Origin of the sequence: Streptomyces coryli, from assembly GCF_011044975.1 — a bacterium.
In the GTDB taxonomy this organism is placed as follows: Bacteria; Actinomycetota; Actinomycetes; order Streptomycetales; family Streptomycetaceae; genus Streptomyces; species Streptomyces coryli.
Genome location: NZ_JAAKZV010000502.1, coordinates 1 through 1,885, shown reverse-complemented (window position 1 = coordinate 1,885; position 1,885 = coordinate 1). Strand labels below are relative to the sequence as shown.

Genomic DNA, 1,885 nt, shown 5'->3' with positions numbered 1-1,885 from the left:
CCGGGTGCCGGGGGTGGGCTGGGAGGGGCTGCTCGGGCAGTATGTGCGCGCCCCGGAGCGGGTGTTGTTCCCGCTCGCCGACGGCGTGTCGTACGGCGAGGGCGCGCTGATCGAACCGGCCGCGGTGGCCTGGCACACGACGCGTACCGCCGCCGTGGGTCCCGGCCAGCGCGTCGCGATCCTCGGCGCGGGGGCGATCGGCGCGCTGGTGGCAGCGGTCTGCCGGCTGCAGCATGTCGCGGAGCTGCTGGTGAGTGACGTGCGGGCGCAACGCCTAGACGTGGCGCGGCGGTTGTCCGGCTGCGCGACGGTGGACGCCGCGCGTGAGGACGTGGCCGCCGCGGGCCGGGCGGTGAGCGGCCCGGACGGCTTCGACGCGGTCGTCGTCGCGTCCGACCATCGTGGCTGCCTGGACGAGGCGCTGGCGCTGTGCCGGCCGCGCGGGACGGTGGTGCTGCTGCCGATGTTCGGGGCGCCGGTACGGGCCGACCTCAACCCGGCGGTGCTGGGGGAGATCGTCGTCCGCGGCGCCACGGTGTACACGCCGGGCGACTTCCGGGCGGCCGCCGACGCGGTCAACCGCCGGACGCTCGACGTCCGCCCGCTGCTCGACGGCGAGCCGCGGCCGCTGGCGCAGACTCAGGCGGCCTTCGAGGAGCTGGCGAGCGGGCCGGAGTCGATAAAGATCCTTATTGATCCGGCGCGTTGAGCGGCGGGGGAGGGCGGCGGGCATGCCGGACGAACACGTGCTGGCCACGTACGACATCGGGAGCTTTCTGCCGCTGGAGCAGGCGGCGGAGGTGCTCGCGGGCGAGCAGTCGACCGGGACCTTTGTGCGGGTGCCCGGCGAGACGGACGAGCTGCGGTGGCGGTTCGGCGCGAAGGTCGTCAAGGTCGAGGCGCTGCCGGACTCGGGCGGCGAGTCGCTGCCCGGCGCGCTCCGGCCGCCCGGCGGACCGCCGCGCCCGCATCGCGGGACGGTGCGGATCGCCTTCCCGCTGGCCAACTTCGGCCCTTCGCTGTCCAATCTGCTGGCCGCCGTGGCGGGCAACCTCTTCGAGCTGCGCGAGCTGGCCGCCGTCAAGCTCACCGGCCTCGAGCTGCCGCCGGCCTTCGCCGAGCGCTACCCCGGACCGCGGTACGGCATCGCCGGCACCCGCGAGCTCACCGGCGTCGCGCGCGGTCCGATGATCGGCACCATCGTCAAGCCGGGCGTCGGCCTCGGCCTGGACGCGCTGCGCGTTATGGTGCGCGAACTGGCCGAGTCCGGCATCGACTTCATCAAGGACGACGAGCTCACCGCCGACCCGCCGCACGCGCCACTGCGCGAGCGGGTGGCCGTGGTGACCGACGAGCTGAACCGGGCCGCCGACCGCACCGGCCACCGCCCGCTGTACGCCTTCAACATCACCGACGACCCCGACCGGCTGCTCGCCAACCACGACCTGGTCGCCGAGGGTGGCGGCCGCTGCGTCATGGTGTGCGCGCAGATCGTGGGGCTGGGCGCGGTCGCGCAGCTGCGGCGGCATGCCGCGCTGCCGATCCATGGCCACCGGGCTATGTCGGGGGCGCTGCTGCGGAGCCCGTATGTGGGCCTGGGTGCGGAGGCCTTCGCGGTGCTGGCACGGCTGGCGGGCGTGGACCAGCTGCATGCCGGGGGTGTCCGGGGCAAGTTCTACGAGACGGACGCGAGTGTGCGGCGGAGCGTCGACGCGATCTGGCGGCCGTTTCCTGTCGGGTTCCCCGGGGATTACGCGGCGCTGCCGGTGCTGTCGTCCGGGCAGTGGGCGGGGACGGCGCACGCTGCGTATGAACTGACGGGGACTGACGATTTGTTGGTGCTGGCGGGCGGGGGTATTCACGGGCACCCGGACGGTGCCGCGGG

Annotated in this window: 2 protein-coding genes; both read left to right on the top strand. The window is 74.4% G+C overall.

What is annotated here, in order from left to right:
* A partial coding sequence (locus G5C51_RS41730; RefSeq protein WP_165246115.1) for a zinc-dependent alcohol dehydrogenase occupies positions 1-709 on the top strand: 709 nt, incomplete at its 5' end.
* Positions 710-731: 22 nt separating this feature from the next.
* A partial coding sequence (locus G5C51_RS41725) for a RuBisCO large subunit C-terminal-like domain-containing protein (protein WP_165246113.1) occupies positions 732-1,885 on the top strand: 1,154 nt, incomplete at its 3' end.